The sequence below is a fragment of the Syntrophomonas sp. genome, assembly GCF_028707975.1.
Taxonomy (GTDB): Bacteria; Bacillota; Syntrophomonadia; order Syntrophomonadales; family Syntrophomonadaceae; genus Syntrophomonas.
On the sequence record NZ_JAQVZX010000025.1, the window covers coordinates 21,843 to 27,889 of the forward strand.

Genomic DNA, 6,047 nt, shown 5'->3' on the forward strand with positions numbered 1-6,047 from the left:
GATCTTCCTCAATTCTCCACCACCATATGAAATTATATTTTAAAATTACATTTAATATGTTACTCGATTAGCCGGCACAACACAATCTTGCAAACTGTTGATGGGGTTGAAGGGTGGAAGTAGTTAGGAACATCAGATGGGAGTTTTTCGGTAACTTAATGAAATATTGCTTAGCTCCATCGAATCACAAGTAAGCGTAGAAGCAAGAGCGGCGGGTGCTCTGCTCCCGCCGTTCCCAATAAAACTTGTCCATCATACCTTCCCTATTTTACATAGCCCGTGGGGTTAACCGGACTGCCATTGACCCGAACCTCAAAGTGCAGGTGGGGTCCGGTGCTCCAACCGGTGCTGCCTACCTTGCCTATAGCCTGGCCTTTACTTACCTGTGCCCCTTTCTTTACCAGGAAAGCAGACTGGTGGGCATACAAAGTGGACATCCCATTTCCGTGTTCCAGAACCGTTACCTGCCCATAACCCGACATCCAACCAGCATAAATCACTTCTCCACTGTCAGCGGCTACAATGGTACTGCCCTGCGAAGCGCCTATATCCATCCCGGTATGCAGTTTTCTGGTCTTAAGTGTCGGATGATATCTCATTCCATAAGACGAAGTTATAGTCTTGCATGAAGGAGTTGGCCAGGTATAGGTTCCAGACCCAAGCTGAGACCCGCTACCACTGGATTGAAGCCTCTTGATCATGGTTTCTATTTCCTGGGAAGCTTTTTCCAGTTCCTCCAGGGCTTGCTTTAAAGCCTTCTTTTCTTTTTGGACACTGCTCAATACTACTGCCTTCTGCTCTTGTTCCTGGCCCAGTATCCCTTTCTTTTCCTCCTGGCTCTGCTGGGCATTTAGCAACTCTTTTCGGTTTGCTTCGAGCGAGTCCTTTTTTTCGTTCAGAGCTTTTCTCTGCTTATTTATGGAATCAATCAACTCCACATCCTGTTCCACAATAAGGTTTAACATATCATAGCGGGTTAGAAAGTCGTTGATGTCCGTTGCCGATAACAATACTTGCAAGTAGGTAAGGTCTCCCTCCTCATAAATAAAAACCATACGCTCGCTTAAGATATCACTCTGCTCTGCCAGTTTGGCCTCCATTTCCGCAATATCCTTTTCGGTTGTCGCTATACTACCCTCCAGAAAGTCTACCCGCTCCCGCAGAGTTTTGATTTCATTTTCGGTTCGGATTATGTTCTGCTCAATATTTTGCAGTTGCCCCATTATGGTCTTTTCTTTTTTCTGGGCCTGATCCAAATTGCTCTTTTGCCGGTTTATCTGCCAATCGACATCCTGCAGCTTTTTTTGCTGTTCTTCCAATTCGCCGGCCGAAACCGGAAAAATTAAAGCTAAACCCAGGAATAGTGTCAGGAACCAGACCAGCGTTTTCGTTGCTTTGCTCATTTTATTAAATCCTCCCCTATATATAGACCCGCATCCGCGTTTACTTTCTTACTAACCATCCAAGGGTTGACACGGGGACGGGGTTGTTGACAACTTCATCCTTCAGCATCAAAAAACTATTTTCTTACTAACCCCCCATGGCCTGGGGTCGCTACCACCCGCGGCCCGACACCCAGTGTCAATTATATCTATTTAAATATCTATTTAACTCGAAGTAGTTTTGCCTGAGTTCCGGTCCATTCCGCCCTCCAGCTTCCGCCTTCCGTCCTCCGTATGCTACACATCTAAAAAGCGATTTAGTGAAATAGAGGTTCCTGCCACTCCCAAAACCGTTCCGGCGGCCAACAAAGCGATATAAAGCCGACCCAATATGGGACCGCCGGTTACCAGCGGAATAAAATAGACACTCCCCATATTGCTGATCAGTGAGCTGTAGGCTCCAGCCAACAAAAGAATGGACAAAAGAGCCCCCAGGGTCCCCAGCAATATGCCTTCAATAAAGAAGGGCCAGCGTATAAACCAGTCAGTGGCTCCAATCAACTTCATCAGGTATATTTCCTTGCGCCGGGCATAAATAGCCAGGCGAATGGTAGTGGCTATCAAAAAAACAGCCCCCAGGGACAGCAGTACAATAAAGGCCAGGCTGATAGCCCGTACCCACTTGGTCACGGCGAACAGCCTTTCCACTACCCCCTGGCCGTAATTTACCTTGTAAACCCCATCGATCTTATCAACTTTGCTCGCAATACGCGGTACATCATGCGGGTTCCTGGCCTTGACTTCGAAGCTATGGGGCAAGGGGTTCTTGCCCAGGGTGGATTTAAGATCATATTCTTTATTGCCATAGCTTTTTCCCAGCCGGGCCAAGGCCGTATCCCGGGAAACGAACTTGACGCTCTTTACCCCATCCAGCTGGGAGATTTTCTCCTCAATCTGCGAAATCTGGGACCTGGTCAAAGCGTGCTCCAAAAAAGCCACCATTTCGACATCAGATTCCAGCTTTTTCATGACGCTTCCGGCGTTTACCGTCATTAACACGGCCATTCCCAGTATCAATATACAAATAGAAACGGTGGAAACACTGGCTATAGTCAAAACCTTGTTCCGGCGCAGGGATTTCCAGGCCTCGCGCCAGAAATACATAACATTTCTCAGAATCATACGATTGACTCCCCGTTCGGGTTATCAGCGACAACCCGTCCTTTATCCAGCAGAATGACGCGTTTACGGGCAGCCTTTACCAGTTCCCGGGCATGGGTTGCCATAATAACCGTAGTTCCCTTACGATTAATATCGAAAAGCAGTTCCATAATCTCCCGGGAGGTGTCTATATCCAAATTACCCGTGGGCTCATCGGCAATAAGCAAGAGAGGGCGATTGGCCAAAGCCCGGGCAATGCCTATCCGCTGTTGCTCTCCTCCTGATAATTCACCAGGGAAAGACTTTTCTCTGCCTTTTAATCCTACCATCTCAATGACTTCTGCGACCCGTTGGCGTATTTCTTTAGGATTAGCCCCTACAACTTCCATGGCAAAGGCGATATTTTCACTGGCGGTCTTGTTTTCCAGCAGTTTAAAATCTTGAAATACTATACCTATATTCCGCCGCAAGCGGGGTACTTCACTGCGCTTCATCCGCACAATACTGCGGGAAGCAATAAATATCTGCCCCCGGGTAGGTGCTTCCTCCCGGAAAAAAAGCTTTATCAGGGTTGATTTCCCGGCCCCGCTGGGCCCCATAAGAAAAAGAAATTCCCCCCGTTCTATTTTCAAAGAAACATCATCCAGGGCCTTAACCCCATTGCTATAAATTTTAGAAACATTATAAAACTGCACCAACATTTATTATCCTCCAAAGACAGAAAAAAACCACCTTCAAGGTGGTTCTACAAAAAGGCCGAAAAATCCTTTTTTCTTTTATTTCTTTTTAAGTAAATTTCGGGCTTTTTCCACTATTTGTTCTACTCCCAGCCCGTAATACTGCAGGAGTTCCTCCGGACTGCCCGACTGGCCAAAGAGGTCATTTATACCCAGGCAGCTTACCGGCACCGGGCAATACTCGCATACCACTTCACAAACGCCGCTTCCCAAACCACCTATTATACTGTGTTCTTCCAGGGTCAATAAAGCTCCGCTCTCTCTGGCCTTGCTGATAATCATTTCCTTATCCAGTGGTTTGATGCTCAGCATATCAACAACGGAAACCTCTATCCCCTCGCCGGCCAGAATTTCGGCCGCCTGCAAAGCCTTGCTCACCATTATGCCACAGGCCATCAGGCTGAGGTCTTTCCCGCTACGCAGTTCCACCGCCCGTCCAATGGCAAATTCCATCTCAGGGTGGTGAATCTGTGGAACGGCCGGACGCCCCAGGCGCAGATAGGCGGGGCCATCATGCTGGTAGAGTTGGAAAAGGGCTTTGCGGGTGCTTATCCCATCCGCAGGTACTATAACCGTCATATTAGGTACACTGCGCATCAAAGCGATGTCCTCCACCGACTGGTGCGAGCCCCCGTCTTCACCCACGGTAATCCCGGCATGAGTAGCGCAGATTTTTACATTAAGGTTAGCATAGGCAATGGAATTGCGGACCTGCTCGAAAGCCCGCCCGGTAGCAAAAATAGCGAAAGAACTGGCGAAGACCACCTTGCCGCAACTGGCCAGCCCGGCGGCCATACCCATCATATTCTGCTCTGCAATCCCGGCATTGATAAATCTTTCCGGATAGGCTCTGGCAAATTCCACCGTCTTGGTGGACTTGGACAGGTCGGCATCCAGAACTACTACATTATCATACAAGGCCCCCAGCTCTAGCAGAGCCTGGCCATAAGCATCTCTCGTTGCTTGCTTTTTCAAAAGTCTTTCCTCCCTAAGTTTCACTGCAAAATGTACTATTGATGTCACTGCAAAAAGTAATAAATATGCAAAAGGGTTTTGAAGTAAAGTGAACCTCCAATTATTTTGCTTTAGGCCAGTTCCGCTAAAGCTTTTTCCGTTTCCTCCCGGTTGGGAGCGGTACCATGCCATTCCACCCGGTTTTCCATAAAGGAGCAACCCTTGCCTTTGGTAGTATGGGCAATTACTGCGGTAGGACGACCCTTAAAAGAACGACCGCTATTTAAGGCCTCCATAATCTGGCGGTGGTCATGCCCGTCTATCTCCAGGGTATTCCAGTTAAAAGCAGCAAACTTCCGGGCTATGGGTTCAGGTGACATGACCTCGGCTATATTGCCATCTATCTGCAAACCATTATTGTCCACCAGGGCCAGCAGATTATCCAAGCGATAATGGGCTGCAGCCATGGCGGCCTCCCACACCATACCTTCTTCCAATTCGCCATCGCCCAGCAGGGCATAAACCCGGTAGTTCCTCTGATCCATTCTGCCAGCCAGGGCCATCCCCACCGCCCAGGAAATACCCTGTCCCAGCGAACCTGTACAGGCTTCGACCCCAACCAGTTGGCGCATATCCGGGTGGCCCTGCAGGGGACTGCCCAGCTTGCGAAGGGTTCGTAGGTATTCCCGGGGGAAAAATCCCTTCTCCGCCAGGGCGGCATAAAGAACCGGGGCGGCATGACCTTTGCTGAGGACAAAACGATCCCGCTCTTCCCAGTCCGGCTTTTTGGGGTCAAGCTTCATTTCCCAGAAATACAAGCAGGCCAGAATATCGGCAGCTGATAGGGAGCCTCCGGTATGTCCGGAACCGGCTTCACCCAGCATTTTTATTATTTCCTGCCTGATGATTCCTGCTTTTTCGCTGGTAATGACCAGCTCTTCTTCACCAATCTTTCTCACATTAATCTCCCTCATATATAGTATTTATAGTATTTACTTTATCTCTATTCCTTACAGCATTTTACTCTTCCAATGCAGGCAGGCGAAAATCAAATCATCCAGGTCCCCATCCAACACTGCTTGTACATTGCCTATCTCCATATTGGTTCGGTGGTCTTTGATGAGGTTGAAAGGATTCAAGGTATAGGTTCGGATCTGGCTTCCCCAGGCAATCTCTTTATAGTCTCCCTTGATACTCTGCAGCTTATCCTGGGCTTCTTTCTGCTTTAAAGCATAGAATTTGGCTTGCAATATCTTCATGGCTGCCAGCCGATTGGCATGCTGGGAACGCTCGTTTTGGCATTGTACCACAATTCCGCTGGGCAGGTGGGTTATGCGAACCGCCGAATCGGTTTTGTTGATATGCTGCCCCCCGGCCCCGCTGGAACGATAGGTGTCAATGCGCAAATCCTCGGCATTAATCAATACCTCTATATCCTCATTTATTTCGGGCAGTACGGAAAGGGAGGCAAATGATGTATGGCGGCGCCCGGAAGAATCAAAAGGAGATATGCGAATAAGGCGATGCACCCCTTCTTCACATTTTAGCTTGCCAAAAGCATAAGCGCCCTTAACTAGAAAAGTCACACTCTTGATACCGGCCTCATCGCCATCCAGAAAGTCAAAAATCTCCATGCTGTACCCGGTGCTTTCCACCCAGCGGGTATACATCCGGAACAGTATTTCCACCCAGTCCTGGGCTTCAGTTCCTCCAGCTCCGGCATGAAGAGAAACAATAGCATTGCTGTAATCATGCCGGCCAGAAAATAAAACCAACAGTTCAAATTCCCGAAATTTCTTCTGTAATACTAGCA

The 6,047-nt window shown here is 48.4% G+C and carries 6 protein-coding genes; all 6 read right to left on the reverse strand.

All coding sequences use genetic code 11. The annotated features are described in order from the left end of the window. Positions 1 to 263 precede the first annotated feature (263 nt). Positions 264 to 1,403 carry a peptidoglycan DD-metalloendopeptidase family protein gene (locus PHP87_RS05355; protein WP_299919293.1) on the reverse strand — a complete coding sequence of 380 codons (1,140 nt, stop codon included), beginning with the start codon at positions 1,401 to 1,403 and terminating at the stop codon, positions 264 to 266. Between the two features lie 276 nt (positions 1,404 to 1,679). Beyond that, a complete protein-coding gene (gene ftsX / locus PHP87_RS05360; RefSeq protein ID WP_299919294.1) occupies positions 1,680 to 2,564 on the reverse strand; it encodes a permease-like cell division protein FtsX in 885 nt (294 codons plus the stop codon). Next, positions 2,561 to 3,241 (reverse strand): cell division ATP-binding protein FtsE, encoded by a 681-nt coding sequence (gene ftsE / locus PHP87_RS05365; RefSeq protein ID WP_299919300.1) that lies wholly within the window; start codon positions 3,239 to 3,241, stop codon positions 2,561 to 2,563. The genes ftsX and ftsE overlap by 4 nt, the downstream gene beginning before the upstream one ends. 78 nt (positions 3,242 to 3,319) lie before the next feature. Further along, positions 3,320 to 4,255 (reverse strand): transketolase family protein, encoded by a 936-nt coding sequence (locus tag PHP87_RS05370; RefSeq protein ID WP_299919295.1) that lies wholly within the window; start codon positions 4,253 to 4,255, stop codon positions 3,320 to 3,322. 110 nt (positions 4,256 to 4,365) lie between these two features. Next, the gene (locus tag PHP87_RS05375) at positions 4,366 to 5,193 is read right to left on the reverse strand and encodes a transketolase (protein WP_299919296.1); all 828 of its coding nucleotides are present in this window, start codon (positions 5,191 to 5,193) and stop codon (positions 4,366 to 4,368) included. Between the two features lie 51 nt (positions 5,194 to 5,244). Next, on the reverse strand, positions 5,245 to 6,047 hold an 803-nt coding region (gene prfB / locus PHP87_RS05380), incomplete at its 5' end, for a peptide chain release factor 2 (RefSeq protein WP_299919298.1).

Excerpts from the sequence above, each read along its gene's own strand:
- PHP87_RS05355 (WP_299919293.1), bottom strand. The coding sequence starts at position 1,403 with ATGAGCAAAGCAACGAAAACGCTGGTCTGGTTCCTGACACTATTCCTG.
- ftsX (WP_299919294.1), bottom strand. The coding sequence starts at position 2,564 with ATGATTCTGAGAAATGTTATGTATTTCTGGCGCGAGGCCTGGAAATCC.